Genomic DNA, 16150 nt, shown 5'->3' with positions numbered 1-16150 from the left:
CCGCCGCCCAGGTGGCAAACTGTGTGTAGGCCGTAGCGCCACACACGCCTCACTTCGAACCCGATAGCACGCGCGTCCGCTATGTAAGAGCGCCAAGCTATACGCCGCGGCAACCTACACACAGTTTGCCACCTGGGCGGCAGAAACCATTCGCTGCCGCCAGCCCTTGCGCGGGTGTTTGAAGTGGGTGAGGCGCTCATTCAGTGCGTTGGCAACGGGCGCCAACAGAGATGTTGCCGTGTGAGGCGTGGGACCGGTTGGGGGCCCTCAGGCAAGAAGAAATGTTGGCGGTGTTAGCCGCTTTCTTTTGCCTACTTTTCTTTGCGGCGGCAAAGAAAAGTAGGTGCCGCCCCGCACAGGGGCGACGCTTGAAGCACGAAGGCAAATCGCGGATGCCAGCGCAAGGGCTAGAACAACCAAACCGGCCGTGCCACGAAGGGAAAACGCGGATGCCAGAGAAAACACAAGCAAACCAAACCGCCCGCGCCGCGATGGCGCAACACGGATGCCAGCGAAAAGAGCAAAACACCGACCGGCAACGCCCGCGCCGCGAAGGCTCACCCTCGGATGCCAGCAAAAACCAGGCAAACCGCCCATCGCCGCAAGGCAACAAAAAACCCCAACCCACCCCCAGCGTCGCAGACATAAAAAAAGAACCCGTCGCTTCCACGCAAGACGCCCCGCCCACTGTCACCTAAACTAAGAACCGTCAAAGTGACCAAACCCCGAGGCCCCGCCATGCACGACCAAAATGTCACCCGCCAGACCTTCGACGAAGTCATGGTCCCCGTCTTCGCGCCAGCGTCTTTCGTACCGGACCGCGGCGCCGGTTCCCGCGTATGGGACACGCAAGGCAAGGACTACATCGACTTCGCGGGCGGCATCGCCGTCACGGCGCTGGGCCACGCGCATCCCGAACTGCTGAAGGTTCTTCACGATCAGGGCGCCAAGCTGTGGCATATCGGTAACGGTTACACGAACGAGCCCGTCCTGCGCCTCGCAAAACGCCTCGAAGAGCTGACTTTCGCCGACCGCGCGTTCTTCGCGAACTCTGGCGCGGAAGCCAACGAAGCCGCCCTGAAACTCGCGCGCCGCGTCGCCTTCGACCGCCACGGCGCGCAGAAGGACGAAATCGTCTCGTTCACCCAGTCGTTCCACGGCCGCACGTTCTTCACGGTGAGCGTCGGCGGACAGCCGAAGTACTCGGAAGGCTTCGGCCCTGTGCCCGCCGGCATCAGGCACCTGCCTTACAACGATATCGAAGCGGCGCGCGCCGCGATCGGCCCGAAAACCTGCGCGGTGATCGTCGAGCCGGTGCAGGGTGAAGGCGGCGTGATCCCCGCCGATCCCGCGTTCCTGAAAGCGCTGCGCGAAGCCTGCGACCAGCACAACGCACTGCTGATTTTCGACGAAGTGCAAACGGGCGTCGGCCGTACGGGCTTCTTTTATGCGTATCAGGACACGGGCGTCACGCCCGACATCCTGACCACCGCGAAGGCGCTCGGCAACGGCTTCCCGATCGGCGCGATGCTGACCACGAACGAACTCGCCGCCCACTTCAAGGTCGGCGTGCACGGCACCACATACGGCGGCAATCCGCTCGCGACAGCGATCGCGCTGAAAGTGGTCGATCTCGTCAGCGACCCGAAACTACTGGAGGGCGTGCGCGCGCGCAGCGAACAGTTCAAGGCGACGCTCGCGAAGATCAACGAACGCTTCGGCATCTTCAAGGACGTGCGCGGCAAGGGTCTGCTGATCGGCATGGAACTCACGGAAGCTTTCAAGGGCCGCGCGAAAGACTTCGTCACGGCAGCCGGCAAGCACGGCGTCATCATGCTGATGGCCGGTCCCGATGTGCTGCGTTTCGCGCCGTCGCTGATCATTTCCGCTGACGACATGAACGAAGGTCTCGCGCGCTTCGAAAAGGCGATCGAGGAAGTCGTCGGCGCAACAGCGCTCGCGAAGTAATCCTTCAAGCCACATTACACGAGACCACGATGCTCTTCGTCCGCCCTGGCCGCCTGGCCGATCTCGACGCGTTGCAACAGATGGCGCGCACCGCGCAGCCCGTGCTGCACTCGCTGCCGCACGACCGGCGCGCGCTGGAGGCGCGCGTCGCGTTGTCGGAAGACTCGTTTCGCGCGGAAGTCGATTTTCCGGGCGAGGAGTTCTATCTCTTCGTGCTGGAAGACAGCGAGACGGGCAAGCTGCACGGCACGTCGAGCATCGTCGCGGCAGCGGGCTATTCGGAGCCGTTCTACGTGTTCCGCAACGACGCCCTCATTCACGCGTCGCGCGAACTGCACGTTAACCGCAAGATTCACGCGCTGACGATGTCGCATGAACTGACGGGCAAGAGCCGTCTCGCCGGTTTCTATATCGACCCGGCGATGCGCGGCGATGCCGCCGCGCATCTGATGTCGCGTGCGCGGATGATGTACATCGCCGCGAACCGCAAGCGCTTCACGTCCGAAGTGTTCTCGCTGCTGCTCGGCGTGACGGACGATACGGGCGTGTCGCCGTTCTGGGAAGCCGTGGGCCGCAAGTTCTTCGGCCGCAATTTCGCCGATATCGAAGTGCAGTCGGGCGGCCGCAGCAGCACGTTCATCGCGGAAGTGATGCCGAGCTATCCGATCTATGTGCCGCTGTTGCCCGAAGCTGCGCAGCGCGTGCTCGGCGAGCCCGACGAAAAGGCGCTGCTCGCGTACGACATCCACATGGAAGAAGGCTTCGAGACGGACCGCTACGTCGATATCTTCGATGCCGGCCCCGTGCTGACCGCGCAAATAGAACGCAGCGCGTGCGTGAAGCGCAACGAGACGCGCACCGTGCACGAAACATCGGCGCAACAGGGCGCGACGTATCTGATCGCGAGCAACAAGCCGGGCGAATTCCGCTGCGTGCTCGCCGATCTGCCCGCGCAGACGGACGGCGGCGCGCCGCTGCCGGCTGCCGCGCGCCATGCGCTCGACGTGCAGGACGGCGATACGGTGCGCTGCGTGCCGCTGCATCAGCAGGAACCGACACACACCACGGGAGAAGCACAATGATCGTCGTTCGCGTCGTGCAGACGGGCGATGTGGACGCGCTCGTCGCGCTCGCTCAGGAGACGGGTCCCGGTCTCACGACCTTCAAGCCGGATCGCGATGCGCTCGCCGAGCGCGTCGAGCGCGTGCGTCGCACGCTCGAAGACAAGGCCGTGCCGCACGAAAAGGGTTACTTCTTCGTGATGGAAGATTCGCAGACGAAGGACATTGCCGGTGTCTGCGGGATCGAAACAGCCGTGGGACTCGAGCAGCCGTTTTATAACTATCGCGTGAGCACGGTCGTGCATGCGTCGCAGGATCTCGGCATCTGGACGCGCATGCGTGCGCTCAACATCTCGCACGACCTGACGGGCTACGCGGAAGTGTGCTCGCTGTTTCTCAGCCCGCGTTATCGCGCACATGGCGTGGGTGGTCTGCTGTCGCGCTCGCGCTTCATGTTCATCGCGCAGTTTCGCGAGCGCTTTCCGCAGCGCATCTGCGCGGAGCTGCGCGGCCATTTCGATTCCGACGGTACGTCGCCGTTCTGGCGCGCGGTCGGCTCGCATTTTTATCAGATCGATTTCAATGCCGCCGACTATCTCAGCTCGCACGGCCGCAAGTCGTTCCTCGCGGAGCTGATGCCGCGTTTTCCCGTGTACGTCGAACTGCTGCCCGACGAAGCGCAGCAGGCCATCGGCCTCACGCATAGCGACACGTTGCCTGCGCGCAAGATGCTCGAAGCGGAAGGGCTGCGTTACGAGAATCACGTCGATATTTTCGATGCGGGTCCTGTGCTCGAATGCCACGTCGCCGATCTGCGCACGGTGCGCGAGAGCGTCGTCGTGCCCGTCGAGATTGCTGCCGTCGCAGCGCAGGAGGGCGGCCCCCGTTCGCTCGTCTCGAACACGTCGCTGGACGATTTCCGCACGGGCGTCGCGGCGGGTGTCGTGGACCACGGCGTGTTCCGTCTGACGGCGGACGAAGCGGTGGCTTTGAACGTGAAGGCAGGCGAGCCGGTGCGCGTGCTGCCCCTGAAACAGAAATAAGGACTGACATGAGCGAGCTTTTCATCGACGGCGAATGGGTCGCCGGCACAGGACACGCATTCGCATCGCGCAACCCGGGCACGGGCGCGACGGTGTGGGAAGGCAATAGCGCGTCGGCGGAAGACGTCGATCGCGCCGTGATGAGCGCGCGCCGTGCGTTCGCGTTGTGGTCGGCCGTTAGCCTCGACGAGCGCGTCGCTGTCGTGCGCCGCTTCGCTGCGTTGATCAACGAGCGCAAGGAATCGATTGCCGAGGCGATTGGCCGCGAAACGGGCAAGCCTTTGTGGGAAGCGCGCACGGAAGTCGCGACGATGGCGGCGAAGGTCGACATCTCGGTCCAGTCGTACAACGAACGCACGGGCGAGCGGCGCGCCGCGATGGCCGACGGCACAGCAGTGCTTCGTCATCGTCCGCATGGCGTCGTCGCTGTGTTCGGGCCGTACAACTTCCCCGGCCATTTGCCGAACGGACATATCGTGCCAGCGCTGATCGCGGGCAACGCGGTCGTGTTCAAGCCTTCGGAACTCGCGCCGGGCGTGGCGCGCTTGACCGTCGAGGTGTGGCGCGATGCAGGCCTGCCCGCGGGCGTGCTGAGCCTCGTGCAGGGCGAGAAGGACACGGGCGTTGCGCTCGCGAACCATCGCCAGATCGACGGCCTGTTCTTCACGGGCAGTTCCGACACGGGCACGCTGCTGCACAAGCAGTTCGGCGGCCGTCCCGAGATCGTGCTCGCGCTGGAGATGGGTGGCAACAATCCGCTCGTGGTCGCGCCCGTCGCCGATCTCGATGCCGCCGTGCATCACACGATTCAATCGGCGTTCCTGTCGGCAGGGCAGCGCTGCACGTGCGCGCGCCGCATCTTCGTGCCGAACGACGCGTTCGGCGATCAGTTCCTCGCGCGTCTCGTCGAAGTGAGTTCGCGCATTGCCGTGGGCGAGTACAACGCCGATCCGCAGCCGTACATGGGCGCGGTGATTTCGGCGCGTGCGGCGGCGCGTCTGGTCGAAGCGCAGGAACGTCTGATTGCGGATGGCGCGAAGCCGCTGCTGAAGATGGAGCAGCGCGATCCGAAGCTCGGATTCGTTTCTCCCGCCATTCTCGACGTCACGAATGTGACGAACCTGCCGGACGAAGAACACTTCGGGCCGCTCGCGCAGATCGTCCGTTACGGCTCGTTCGACGAAGCGATCTCGGGTGCGAACGACACGGAGTTCGGCCTGTCCGCGGGCTTGCTCGCCGACGACGAAGCGCTGTGGACGCACTTCCAGCGCGCGATCCGCGCCGGCATCGTGAACTGGAACCGGCCGACCAATGGCGCTTCTTCGGCGGCGCCGTTCGGCGGCACGGGCCGCTCGGGCAACAACCGGCCGAGCGCGTACTACGCGGCCGATTACTGTGCGTACCCGATGGCCTCTGTCGAAAGCGCGCAACTGCAAATGCCCGCGAGCGTGTCGCCGGGTCTTCATTTCTAAGGATCGACGATGCAAGCCACTGAAGCCAATTTCGACGGACTTGTCGGACCGACCCACAACTACGCGGGGCTGTCGTTCGGCAACGTCGCGTCGCAGAACAACGACAAGTCCGTCGCGAACCCGAAGGCCGCTGCCAAGCAGGGCCTGCGCAAGATGAAGCAGCTCGCGGACCTCGGTTTCAAACAGGGCGTGCTGCCGCCGCAAGAGCGCCCGTCGATACGCCTGTTGCGCGAGCTCGGTTTTTCCGGCGACGACGCGAGCGTGATCGAGCGCGTCGCGAAGAACGCGCCGGAGCTGCTCGCGGCGGCGAGTTCCGCATCCGCGATGTGGACGGCGAATGCTGCGACGGTCAGCCCCTCGGCGGATACGCAGGATGGCCGCGTGCATTTCACGCCCGCGAACCTGACCAGCAAGCTGCATCGCGCGATCGAGCATGAAGCGACGCGCCGCACGCTGCGCGCGATTTTCGCCGACCCATCACACTTCGTCGTGCACGAGGCATTGCCCGGCACGCCCGCGCTCGGCGACGAAGGCGCGGCGAACCACACGCGTTTTTGCGCGGAATATGGCGCGAAGGGCGTCGAGTTCTTCGTGTACGGACGCAGCGAATATCGCCGCGGGCCGGAGCCGAAGCGCTATCCCGCGCGTCAGACGTTCGAGGCGAGCCGCGCGGTTGCGCACCGTCACGGTCTTGCCGACGACGCGACCGTGTACGCGCAACAGACGCCCGAAGTGATCGACGCGGGCGTGTTTCATAACGATGTGATCGCGGTTGGCAATGCGCGCACGCTGTTCTGCCATCAGCTTGCGTTTGTCGAGCAAAAGGCTGTGTACGACGAACTGCGTTCGAAGCTCTCGAAGTTCAACGGCGAGTTCAACGTGATCGAAGTGCCGGATGCGCAGGTGAGCGTCGCCGATGCCGTGTCGTCGTATCTGTTCAACAGCCAGTTGCTGTTGCTCAACGACGGAACCAGCGGCAAGCAGGTGCTGGTCGTGCCGCAGGAGTCCCGTGAGAATCCGCGCGTGGCGGCTTATCTCGACGAGCTGGTCGCCAGCACGGCGCCCATCGACGATGTACTGGTGTTCGATCTGCGCGAGAGCATGAAGAACGGCGGCGGCCCGGCCTGCCTGCGCTTGCGTGTCGTGCTGAACGAAGCGGAGCGGGGCGCGGTGGCGCCGGGCGTGTGGATCGATGACAAGCTCTTCACGCGTCTCGATGCATGGATCGAGACGCACTATCGCGACCGCCTCGCGCCGACCGATCTCGCCGATCCGAAATTGCTGATCGAGTCGCGCACGGCCCTCGATGAACTGACGCAGATTCTTGGTCTGGGTTCGCTGTATGACTTCCAGCGCTAATCCGTCCGTGCCGGCGATGCTCGACGATTTCCTCGCGTTCACGCTGGCCGGCCATCGGCCCGCCGACGATGCGCGCGAGGGCGTGTGCGCGAACGGCGTGCGTTGGGCATGGATCGACGACGGTGTGCTGCAGTTCGAGCCCGCCGGGTTGGCGGATGGCGAGGGTCGCAGCGTGCTGGCGTCGGCGGGCATTCATGGCGACGAGACCGCGCCGATCGAACTGCTGTCGTTTGTGGTGCGCGACATCGCACAGGGACGCGCTGCGCTTGCTTGCCGGGTGCTGGTGATACTCGGCAACGTGCAGGCGATGCGCGAGTCGTGCCGTTATATCGACGACGATCTAAACCGGCTGTTCAGCGGACGTCATGCGCAGTTGCCCACGAGTCACGAGGCGCCGCGTGCAGTGGCGCTGGAGCGTATCGCGCAGCAGTTTTTCGCCGAGGCATCCGACGCGCCAGGCGCGCGATGGCATGTCGATCTGCACACTGCGATTCGCGCTTCCGTGTTCGAGCAGTTCGCGCTGCTGCCGCATACGGGTGCGCCGTTGTCGCGCGCGATGTTCGAATGGCTGCGTGATGCGCGGATAGCGGCTGTGCTCTTGCATACCACCAAAGGCAATACGTACTCGCATTTCACCTCCGAGGTTTGCGGTGCGGATGCCTGCACGCTGGAGCTGGGGAAGGTTCGTCCCTTCGGGCAGAACGATCTTGCGCGATTTGCCTCCGCCGATACAGCGTTGCGCCAGCTGATTGCCGGTGAGCCAGGCGATGCTTCCTTGCCGCTGCCGCGTGTCTTTACCGTCATCGATCAGATCACCAAGCAAAGCGATTCGTTCGAGTTGTTGCTCGCGAAAGACGTGGCCAATTTCACGGCCTTCACGCGCGATACGGTTCTCGCGCGCGATGGCGATTATCGCTATGTCGTGCGCCACGACGAGGAGCGCATCGTGTTTCCCAACGCGACTGTGAAGCCTGGATTGCGGGCGGGGCTTCTGGTTGTCGAGACGACGGACCAAACGCACTCGCAACTCGCGTAGCCCGGGCGGGCAGTTCAAGGTTTGGCGGTGTCGCTCGTATAGCCGCCACCCAGCGCTTTCGTCAACGCGATACCTTGCTCAAGGCGCTGGCCATCGAGCAGCAAAAGCGCCATCTGTTCAGCCAGCACGGGCAGGCGGGCCTCGGTTGCAATCTGACGGCTCGCGAGACCACGCGTGTAGTACGCCTCGGCTGATTCTTGCGCGAATCGGGTTGCGCCGATCTTTTCCATCTGGAGTGCGCGCTCGTCATCAAGCGCCTGCAGACGGTTGCTGCTGACGGCGACGTCGCGCACGGCGTTGAGCACCGCCTGATTGTATTGCTCGATCAGCATGTCGCTGGCGGCGCGCGTGCCATGCAGGTTGGCGTTCAGACGGCCGCCGTCGAAGATCGGCAGGTAGAGACCCGGTATCAGGTTGATCTGTTGACTGGCGCTGCGAAAGAGCTTGTCGAGGTGAAGCGAGTCGAGACCGATCAACGCCTTGATGTCCAGACTGGGATAAAAAGCGGCCTTGGCGGCATCGATCTGGCTGAAGGACGATTGCACGTACCAGCGCATGGCCTGAAGATCGGGGCGTCGGGCGAGCAGTTCGTATTGCAGCGTACGTGGCAGGCTCGCTTCCACTTGCGGCAACGGCACGGGGTGGATGTCGTTCAGATCATCGGGTCCCGCGCCGACCAGCGCCCGGATCGATTCGCGCAGTTCCTTGACCTGTCCTTGTGCTGCAACGATCTGGCGGTCGACGGCCAGCACTTGCGCGCGCGCGCCATGCAATGGCGTGTTCGCTTCCAGTCCGTGCTGGACCTTGCCTCGATGCGCGTCGACCGCGTAGTCGAGTGCATCCCTCGTTTGTTGCAGCAAATCGAGCATCCGGTACGTGGTCTGCATGCTGTAGTAGAGCTGTGCGATGCCAGACGAAATGTCCAGTTCCGCGGCGGCCGTTTCGGCGATCCGCGCATTTTGCACACCGAGCGCGGCTTCGACGGCCGAACGGTGCATGCCCCACAAATCGATATTCAGATCGGCGACCGCCCCGAGCGCGCCTTCCGTGTACCACGGACCGGTGATGCCGAGACGCGGCAGATTCAGCGCATAAGGACCCAGAAAACCGTTTGCCGATGCGCGTTGCTCGTTGATCAGCGCGAACGCGGCCATTTGCAGGCCCGTGCCGGCACGGAGCACGTCCGCCTGGGACCCCGCCTGAGTGACACGCGTGCGCACCATCGCGATAGTCGGAGAGCCTGCCAGGGCGCGCTGGATCAGCGTGTCGAGTTGCGGGTCGTCGTAGCGCTTCCACCATTGGGCGTCGGGCCAGCCGTCGTGGGCGAGATGGATGTCGTCGGCAAGCCGGATCTGTTCGGGCGCGATCTGCACGTGCGGCGCAGTGTCGTTGTGGATTAACGCGCAGCCCGACAGCAACGCTGTGCAGCAGATCAGTATGTCGAGCCTGAAGCGAGAGAGTGAGTTTGCCATGTCAAATGCTCTTTCCCGGTTGCGTAGCGGCGGTGTCGATGCCGGAAGCAACCGTCGTCGTCCAATCCGGTAGTTCGATAATCTGCGTGGCCAGTTGCCACGCTTGTGTGGCGAGGGGCGATGGCGGGTTGGCGGATGGAGCAACGGGCAGCGAGCGGGGCGGGGCAGCCACGGGCGGCTGCGCAGCCAGCCCGTCGGCGTAGTGGTCGAGTGCTTCTGCTGCCTGCTGACGCCACGCGTCCCATGCCTGATCTGCGACAGGTTCTTCATGGCCTTCGGCACCCAGCCTGTCACGCAAGACGTCCCATTGATCGACAATCTGCCGGCCGCCATCCAGAACGTCGCGCGTGCGTTGCAGCATCGCTTGTCGCGTGGCGGATGGCAGGTTGACTTCCATTGCCACGCGCTCCACCATGTCTTCGCAGTTCTTGAGCGCGTTCCAGCAGGCCACGCGTTGTTGCAGATAGCCCAGCTGTTCGGAACCGCCCGCACACTCGGGGTGACGAATGAGCTTGCCTGCTTCGCGCAGCGCATCGGCGAGTTTCTGGCGGATCGTATTCACCTCGCTCTCGGGCCAGATGAACGTGTAGACCACGGCCGACACGACGATGCCAATCAGGATGCCGATCGCGCGGTCGCGAATCTCGCCCAGATCGGCAGACGGACGGAACCCGTTTTCCAGCGTGGCCATCGCGAAGGTGAACACGAACTGCGTACCGATATAGGACGAGCGCTCGGAGCCCGTGGCCACCCACGCACCCGCGAAGAATATCGGGGCGAGCATCAGCAGAAAGCCAAAGATGCCGTCGAGGCGGGGGATGATGACGATGGTCGTGAGCAAAGCGAGCAGCGCGCCGATCAGTGCGCCGCCACAGCGCAGCATCATTTTCTGGAACGACGCGCCCGTGCTGGGATACGCGACGATCACGCAGGTCAGCAGGCTGGTATGGATGCCGTCCCACTGCGCGCCGTGATAGAACACGTAGCAGATCAATGCGGCCAGCGTCACCTTGAGCGCGAAGCGCAGATACACGGGTTCGTCAGCGAGTCGGGGACGAACATTTCGTCCTTTGGCGCCTTCGGCGCCGGTTGTCCGAAGTCGAAACGCGTCAGATCCTGCAAGGTATGGCATAGACCGTCCAGACCGAACGTCGTGGCGGTTGCGCGCTCAGCATGGGTCGGTATCCATGTGCCGCGATACGGCTCGGCCCGCTCGACTGACGCGTTCAGCGCCGCCACTTCGTCCCTCAGCCTGCTCACAAGCGCACGTCCGGCATCGCCCATCGGGAGCGGGCGTTCGGCGAGTGCGTTCGTCTTCGCGCGCAGGTAGCCGGCGGCGGCGATGCACGCTTTCCAGTACGGTGCGATCGCGCGATAGCCGGCGTCGTCCGACGTGGCGAAGGTGTGCAGCCCTTGCAGCGCCAGTGTGTCTTTTTCGATGCGCGTGGCAGGCGATGCCGCCGATGCGTCCGTTAGCGCCGCGCCGCGCATCTGTTCGAGACGCGCCGATACATCGGAGAGCTGACGATGCAATTCGCGCTGCAACAGGGCGACGGGACGGGAAGGGAACAGAAAGCCGCACACGATCACCATGAGCAAAACGGGATACATGCCCGCGATGACCGCCCACATCAAAGCGCGTACCGCGATTTCCGGAAAGTCCAGCGAATCGGGGATGGTTTGACCGTAGGCGGCCACCAGCGCAACCGCGAAGAACATCAGCCCAAGCTTGTTCACGCGCATCAGATACATGCTGACGAACAGAATCAGGCTGGCTGCGGCAATGCGGATCAACGGATAACCGTAAGCGTATTTGAGCACCAGAAACAGGCAGCCGACGTCGAGCACGGTCGCGACGACGAATACGACGGCAACGACCCTGGTAAAAAACGCGTTCTGCTGTACGCCGTAAAACAGCACGATCAGGGACACCGCGATCATCGGCACGCTCAGTGTCATCGACACAAACACGACGAGCAGACAGAGCGAGCCCAATTGGGTTGCCTGAGCGACGCGCCCGGGACGCGCCTCGGTCAGTTCCTCACGGAAAAAGCTCGCCAGAGCCTGGAGAGGCTCCGGCACGTAGTCGGCCAGTTTCATCGCGGACTCAGGAACGGGGTTTATCGGCGGCCTGCGGGTTCAACTGCGCGACGGCCGACGCGCCGATCCTGAACAGTTCCGCATCGGGTTGATCGACCAGGATCTTCACGGGAAACCGCTGCGCAACCCGCACCCAGTTGATGCTGCGCTGTACGCGCGGCAGTCCGCCGAGCACGAGGCCGCCGTCGTCGGGCAGCACGCCGTAGCCGATCGAATCGACCCTGCCCTTGAAGCGCTTGCCCGTATCGCTCATCAGATAAACGGTAGCGGGCGTGCCGGGGCGAATGTTCTTGAGTTCGGTCTCGCGGAAGTTGGCGACGACGTACCAGTGCCGTGTATCGATCAGCGTAAAGATCGGCTTGAGCGCCGAAGCGAACTGGCCGACGGAGGTTTTTAGCGACACCACGCGGCCGTCGAAGGGGGCGCGCACCGTCGTCATGTCGAGGCGGAACTGCATCAGCGCAATGTCGGCGAGGACCACGTCGCGTTGCGCGACTAGCGCATCGACGCCCGTGACGGCCGAGGTGGCCTGCTGGGCCTGGAGCCGCGCGGCGACCAGGTCGGCCTCGGCCGCGCGTTGGGCGGTGCGGACCCGATCGACGTCCTCCGCGGACACATAGCCCGGTGCCAGCAGAGGCTGCGTGCGCCGCAGCGTTTCCGCCGTTTGCGCGGCTGTGACGCGGGCGCGCTCGACGAGAGCATGCACGGAATCGGCGCCGTACTGCTGTGCCGTGACCACACGCCGCGTGAGCGCGATCTGTTTGTCGAGCGCGACGAGCGATGCCTTGGCTCGCGCGAGTTCATCCTCGAACGGGCGCGGATCGACACGGAACAGCAGGTCGCCCTTGTTGACCAGCTGATTATCTTTGACAGCCATCTCGACGATGCGTCCGCTGACGTCGGGCACCACATCGATGGTGTCGGCCTGGGCATAGGCGTCGTCGGTGCCGGGTGAAGTATCCACGCGCCAGATGACGTAGGCGAGCAGAGCCAGCGTGATGACGGCAAGCATCAGCGCGGGCCACTTTCTGCTTTTCAATGTGTTGGGGCGAACGGCCATCGGAAGGCTCTGATTGACGATGTTGCAGCGTTAAAAGAAGACCAGCCAGACCAGCAGCGAAAAGAGCAGCATCAACGTGGGCTGCACCATCACGGGCGGGCCGAATGTGCGCTCCTGTCCGAGCCGGATCAGCAGGCCGCGCACGATCAGCGCGAGCACGAGCCCGGCGATGGCGCAAAAGAGCCAGTCCGGAAAGAACGAGCCGAGCACGGAAATGGATCGCGGCATCGTGCAGCCGGAGGCGGCCATGCTGAGCATGATCAACAGGATCGGTCTAATCACAGGCATAGCCTTCGAAGAATGATGTCGATGCGAGCAGGCGTCGCGAATCGGGTGCCTGGTGCGCCGTCAGCCGCGAGGCACGCGGGAAGCGCGTGCCTCGCGAGACGGGATGGCGCGTCAGTCGGACTTTTTGGTCATCGCTTTCGCACGTGCGTTGTTGCGCGCGATCTCGGCATCGACGCCGGCGCGTATGCCATCCACCGTGAAGCTGGCAGGAGTCTGCGCGGGCGGATACGCGACGAAGGTGTCGAGGAATCTTGCCGTCTCCGCAATCGCGCCGTAGAGCACATAGACGTTCTTGGTCGTCCAGTCGTAGTACTGGTCGGAGACGACGTCGGCGCGCTCGTACGGGTCCATGCGCAGATTGAAGATCTTCGGCACGCGCAGACAGGTCAGCGGGTTGTTCCACACCGCGAAGCCGCCGGGAGCGCGCTGTTCGCAATAGACGAACTTCCAGTCGCCGTAACGCATGTCGACCAGCACGCCGTCGTCGTCGAAGTAGTAGAACTCCTTGCGCTCGCTCTTCGCCTGCTTGCCTTCGAGGTACGGCAACTGGTTGTAGCCGTCCAGATGGTTTTTGAAGGATTGCCCGCCGATGCTCGCGCCCTTCAGCAGACGCTCCTTGATGCTGGTGTCGCCGGCAGCCGCAAGCAGCGTGGGGAACCAGTCCATGCCGGAGAAGATTTCATTGGAGACCTGTCCCGCCTTGACGTGGCCGGGCCAGCGCACCATGGCAGGCACGCGGAACGCGCCTTCGTAGTTGGAGTCCTTCTCGTTGCGGAACGGCGTTGTCGCGGCGTCCGGCCATGTGAACTGGTTCGGACCGTTGTCCGTCGTATAGACGACGATCGTGTTGTCGGCGATCCCCATTTCGTCGAGCGACTTGAGCAGCTTGCCGACGTCCTGGTCGTGCTCCCACATGCCATCCGCGTAGGTGTTGCCGGCCATGCCGCCCTTGTCCTTGTACTCTGGGCGCACGTGGGTGAACACGTGCATGCGCGTGGTGTTCATCCAGACGAAGAACGGTTTGTCCGCCTTGGACTGTTCCTTCATGAAGTCGATGGCGCGGCCTGTCGTCTCGTCGTCGATGGTTTCCATGCGCTTGGACGAGAGCGGGCCCGTGTCCGTGCAGACCTGTCTGCCGACCTTGCCGAAGCGCGCATCGACGGTGGTGTCGTCATGGTCCGAGGCCTTGCAGTCCATCACGCCGCGCGGCATGAAATACTTCGCATAGGCCTTGCCTTGCGGTGTGTCGGCTTTCGGCCAGTACGGACGTTCCGGCTCTTCTTCCGCATTCAGGTGATAGAGGTTGCCGTAGAACACATCGAAGCCGTGGACAGTCGGCAGATACTCGTTGCGGTCACCCAGGTGATTCTTGCCGAACTGGCCCGTCGCATAGCCGAGCGGCTTCAGCGCCTGGGCGATCGTCACATCTGACGCCTGCAGCCCCTGCGGCACGCCGGGAACGCCCACCTTGCTCAAGCCCGTGCGCAACGGCGATTGCCCCGTGATGAACGAAGAGCGGCCCGCTGTCGAACTGTTCTCCGCGTAGTAGTCGGTGAACATCATCCCTTCGTGGGCGAGGCGGTCGATATTGGGTGTCTGGTAGCCGACGACACCCTGGCCATACGCGCTGATGTTGGTCTGACCGATGTCGTCGCCGAAGATGACGAGAATATTCGGCGGCCGGGTAGTGTCGGCTGCGTGCGCGACGGGGCTCAACGCGAGCCATCCGGATACCGCCGCGGACAGCGCCGTGACGACCTTGCGTTTGAGCATGTGTCTGAGAGGCATGGTCTTTTTTTCCATCGATTGCTCTTGTTGGCTATGGGTGCTGCACTTGAATGTCTCCTGCGAAAACGAGGCGGCAGGAGGCGACGCGGACGGATTTCCATCCGCTTTGTGTTTGAACGCGTGGAGGACGGGCCGGCCAGGCTATCCGGGCTGGAGGCTGCGGGCGATCTGCCGCAGCCTTGGGCCGGCATGCGCATGAAACTGCCTGATCCCCGGGCATAGATAGTTGAGTCCGGGCTCGCCGTCCGGCGCACGAACGAGGCGGTTCTTCGGACATTCGCCCCAGCACAGGTTCAGGTGCGGGCATTGCAGGCAGTACTTCGGAAGGGTGTCCTTCTTGCCGAATCCGAAGGCTTTCTGGCGCTCAGAAAACGCAACGTGATGCAGTGGATGGCTGAAGATGTCGCCCAGTTCGTATTCGGGATAGACGTAGTGATCGCAGGAGTAGACGCGGCCGTCGTGCTCCATCGCGAGCCCCTTGCCGCAGAAAGGGGCGGTGATGCAGAGCTGCGACGGTAGGCCCATGGTCTGCGCGACGGCCGTTTCGAAGAGGTTGACCAGCACCCGGCCCAGATCCTCGCGATACCACTCGTCGAAAGTGCGGCTCAGGAAATAGCCCCAGTCGTCGGGATCGACGGACCAGTCGGTGACGACGGAATCCGCCGCGCCCGGTTTCGCCCGTTCGGTGCCGACCACAGGAATCGATGCCTCGTCCCAGAATTGCGGCGCAACCTGTTTGAATGTCCTGGCTTCGACGCACGGATTGAACTGCAGGTAAGTCGCACCGACTTCTCGCGTGAGGAAGCGATAAACGTCGATCGGTCTGCGTGCGTTGAGCCGGTTGATCACGGCGAGCGCATTGAAGGCGACGCCGTGACGGTGTATGCATTCGAGTCCCCGCATGACCCTGTCGAACGTGGGCTTGCCCGAGCGGGACACGCGGTAGGCGTCGTGCAGCTCGCGCGGCCCGTCTATCGACAGGCCGACGAGAAAATCGTGCTGTTTCAGAAACGCGCACCACGCGTCGTCGAGCGCGGTGCCGTTGGTTTGCAGGTTGTTTTCAATGCGCTGGCCCGCGCTTTTGTACTTCTCTTGCAGGCGCACGACCTTGCGAAAGAAGTCGAGCCCCATGAGGGTCGGCTCTCCGCCTTGCCACGAAAAAACGATCTGCTCGCCGTCCTGCCCTTCGATGTATTGACGGACGAACGTTTCCAGCGTCTCGTCGTTCATGAAATCGCCGCGGCGCTGGTCGAGCAGCTGTTCCTTGTGGAGATAGAAGCAATACGTGCAATCGAGATTGCAGGCCGACCCCGTCGGCTTGGCCATGACGTGAAAACGCCGCTTGAAGCGCGGACCCGATGGCGGCGCGTTGACGTCGCCCGCGCTGGTCGCTAGTGGTGTCAGCGGAATGGCCGTGCTGTGTTTCATTGCAGTCGATGCTCGAAGATTCGCCTGGGATGCTTGGAGTGCGAGGGATATCGACACTATTTTTGTAAAAAAATA

At 63.4% G+C, this 16150-nt stretch carries 14 protein-coding genes; 7 read left to right on the top strand and 7 right to left on the bottom strand.

The features are described from left to right. Positions 1–368: 368 nt before the first annotated feature. The 7 genes from SB822_RS42765 to astE are packed head-to-tail and all read left to right on the top strand — an operon-like array spanning position 369 to position 7939. On the top strand, positions 369–698 hold the full coding sequence (locus SB822_RS42765; RefSeq protein ID WP_410857510.1) for a hypothetical protein: 330 nt from the start codon (positions 369–371) through the stop codon (positions 696–698). Positions 699–738: 40 nt separating this feature from the next. Continuing rightward, a complete protein-coding gene (locus SB822_RS42760) occupies positions 739–1968 on the top strand; it encodes an aspartate aminotransferase family protein (RefSeq protein WP_086914329.1) in 1230 nt (409 codons plus the stop codon). Positions 1969–1997: 29 nt separating this feature from the next. Further along, the gene (gene aruF, locus SB822_RS42755) at positions 1998–3050 is read left to right on the top strand and encodes an arginine/ornithine succinyltransferase subunit alpha (RefSeq protein WP_007588376.1); all 1053 of its coding nucleotides are present in this window, start codon (positions 1998–2000) and stop codon (positions 3048–3050) included. Then, the gene (gene astA, locus SB822_RS42750; RefSeq protein ID WP_090838476.1) at positions 3047–4072 is read left to right on the top strand and encodes an arginine N-succinyltransferase; all 1026 of its coding nucleotides are present in this window, start codon (positions 3047–3049) and stop codon (positions 4070–4072) included. The genes aruF and astA overlap by 4 nt, the downstream gene beginning before the upstream one ends. Before the next feature lie 8 nt (positions 4073–4080). Continuing rightward, the gene (astD, locus tag SB822_RS42745; RefSeq protein ID WP_090838478.1) at positions 4081–5544 is read left to right on the top strand and encodes a succinylglutamate-semialdehyde dehydrogenase; all 1464 of its coding nucleotides are present in this window, start codon (positions 4081–4083) and stop codon (positions 5542–5544) included. A 9-nt stretch (positions 5545–5553) separates the two neighbouring features. Then, positions 5554–6903 carry an N-succinylarginine dihydrolase gene (astB, locus tag SB822_RS42740; protein WP_090838480.1) on the top strand — a complete coding sequence of 450 codons (1350 nt, stop codon included), beginning with the start codon at positions 5554–5556 and terminating at the stop codon, positions 6901–6903. Further along, on the top strand, positions 6887–7939 hold the full coding sequence (gene astE / locus SB822_RS42735) for a succinylglutamate desuccinylase (RefSeq protein ID WP_090838482.1): 1053 nt from the start codon (positions 6887–6889) through the stop codon (positions 7937–7939). The genes astB and astE overlap by 17 nt, the downstream gene beginning before the upstream one ends. A 14-nt stretch (positions 7940–7953) precedes the next feature. Here the strand turns inward: astE and SB822_RS42730 are convergent, their stop codons facing one another. From SB822_RS42730 to SB822_RS42700, 7 genes are all read right to left on the bottom strand, one after another. Beyond that, positions 7954–9411: an MdtP family multidrug efflux transporter outer membrane subunit gene (locus SB822_RS42730; RefSeq protein ID WP_090838484.1), complete on the bottom strand. Its 1458-nt coding sequence runs from the start codon at positions 9409–9411 to the stop codon at positions 7954–7956. A gap of 1 nt (position 9412) precedes the next feature. Next, complete coding sequence (locus tag SB822_RS42725) at positions 9413–10444, bottom strand: FUSC family protein (RefSeq protein ID WP_158660503.1); 1032 nt, start codon at positions 10442–10444, stop codon at positions 9413–9415. Continuing rightward, a complete protein-coding gene (locus SB822_RS42720; RefSeq protein ID WP_158660502.1) occupies positions 10417–11511 on the bottom strand; it encodes an FUSC family protein in 1095 nt (364 codons plus the stop codon). The genes SB822_RS42725 and SB822_RS42720 overlap by 28 nt, the downstream gene beginning before the upstream one ends. A gap of 7 nt (positions 11512–11518) precedes the next feature. Then, the gene (gene mdtN / locus SB822_RS42715) at positions 11519–12571 is read right to left on the bottom strand and encodes a multidrug transporter subunit MdtN (RefSeq protein ID WP_090838487.1); all 1053 of its coding nucleotides are present in this window, start codon (positions 12569–12571) and stop codon (positions 11519–11521) included. Positions 12572–12601: 30 nt separating this feature from the next. Continuing rightward, positions 12602–12859: a YtcA family lipoprotein gene (locus SB822_RS42710; RefSeq protein ID WP_007588384.1), complete on the bottom strand. Its 258-nt coding sequence runs from the start codon at positions 12857–12859 to the stop codon at positions 12602–12604. Positions 12860–12970: 111 nt separating this feature from the next. Next, positions 12971–14662, bottom strand: a complete 1692-nt coding sequence (locus SB822_RS42705; protein ID WP_090838489.1) for an arylsulfatase — start codon at positions 14660–14662, stop codon at positions 12971–12973. A gap of 126 nt (positions 14663–14788) precedes the next feature. Next, positions 14789–16075: an anaerobic sulfatase maturase gene (locus SB822_RS42700; protein WP_090838491.1), complete on the bottom strand. Its 1287-nt coding sequence runs from the start codon at positions 16073–16075 to the stop codon at positions 14789–14791. Positions 16076–16150 lie beyond the last annotated feature (75 nt).

Origin of the sequence: Paraburkholderia sp. SIMBA_054 (assembly GCF_046534875.1) — a bacterium.
In the GTDB taxonomy this organism is placed as follows: Bacteria; Pseudomonadota; Gammaproteobacteria; order Burkholderiales; family Burkholderiaceae; genus Paraburkholderia; species Paraburkholderia hospita.
The sequence above is the reverse complement of the archived record's forward strand: the minus strand, read 5'-3'. Positions and strand labels throughout refer to the sequence as shown.